Source organism: Herbaspirillum sp. GCM10030257 (genome assembly GCF_042666555.1).
GTDB lineage: Bacteria > Pseudomonadota > Gammaproteobacteria > Burkholderiales > Burkholderiaceae_D > Noviherbaspirillum.
In genome coordinates this window covers 1-1,239 of sequence record NZ_JBHTDH010000109.1, presented here as the reverse complement: position 1 = coordinate 1,239, position 1,239 = coordinate 1, and the positions used below count along the sequence as shown (strand labels likewise).

Here is a 1,239-nt window from a genome sequence, read left to right as displayed (position 1 = left end):
TTCGTGATCCCCTCCCGGTAAATCGTCCCGTTTTAAACTAGAGTAGTCGGCATGGACGACCAGCAACGGAAGGAGCATGCCGTGAAGAAATCCCGCTTTACCGACGAACAGATTGCGTACGCATTGAAGCAGCAGGAACTGGGCACACCAGTCGAGGAAGTGTGCCGCAAGATGGGTATTGCACAGGCGACGTTTTTCAACTGGAAGAAGAAATATGCAGGTTTGGGTCCTTCCGAGGTGCGCCACTTAAAGCAACTGGAAGAAGAGAACGCCAAGCTCAAAAAGCTGGTGGCCGATCTCAGTCTCGACAAGGCCATGTTGCAGGATGTGGTGCGTCGAAAGCTTTGAAGCCTGCACGCAAGCGTGAACTGGTGGACGACTTGCAGTTTCGGTTTGGTGCAAGCTTGAGCCAGGCGTGCCGGGTGATGATGATTTCACGTTCGCTATACCGCTATCGTTCCTGTGCCATGGACCAGACATTACTGCTATTGCGGATCAAAGAAATTGCTGCTGCGCGGGTACGCTATGGATACCGTCGAATCTACGTGCTGCTGCGCCGGGAAGGCTGGAGGATCAATCTGAAACGTGTCTACCGCCTGTATCGCCTGGAAGGATTATGCTTGTATCAGCGGCGGCCTAAACGCAGTCGGGCAGCACAACAGCGGCAAGGCAATGTTGGCGTGAACACGATCAATGAATGCTGGAGCATGGATTTCGTCAGCGATCAATTGTATGACGGGCGCAAGCTGCGAGCATTGACGTTGATTGACAGGTTCACGCGGGAATGCCTGTCGATCTGGGTCGATCAAAGCTTGCGTGGCGATGATGTCGTCAGGGTGCTGAGCCAGGTCAGGCAGCAGCGTGGGAGCCCACAACGAATTCAGGTGGACAATGGCCCGGAATTCGTTTCCAGGGTACTCGACCGCTGGGCGTATGAGCAAGGCGTGCAACTGGCATTCTCGCGGCCTGGCAAGCCCACCGACAATGCCCATATTGAAGCCTTCAATGGACGGCTGCGTCAGGAGTGCCTGAATCAGCACTGGTTCTTGTCTTTGAACGACGCCAGGAGCAAGATTGAGGACTGGCGGCAGATGTATAACGAGAGCCGACCCCACGGTGCATTGGACTGGCTCACGCCGGCTGAATTCGCCCGCCAGTGCTGGGCCAGGCAACGAAGAGAGGCAACAAAGGAGCCGAAAAACTCTACCTTAGAACGGCACTAATTCCGGGTGGGGATCA

General features: G+C 55.1%; 1 protein-coding gene. It reads left to right on the top strand.

The genetic code is table 11. From position 1 onward, the window contains the following. The first annotated feature begins 81 nt into the window (after positions 1-81). Positions 82-1,223 (top strand): IS3 family transposase gene (locus ACFQUU_RS29285; protein WP_382252157.1). Its coding sequence is split into 2 segments (ribosomal slippage): positions 82-331 and positions 331-1,223, totalling 1,143 coding nucleotides; the frame shifts between segments, so codons are not numbered across the junction. Positions 1,224-1,239 lie beyond the last annotated feature (16 nt).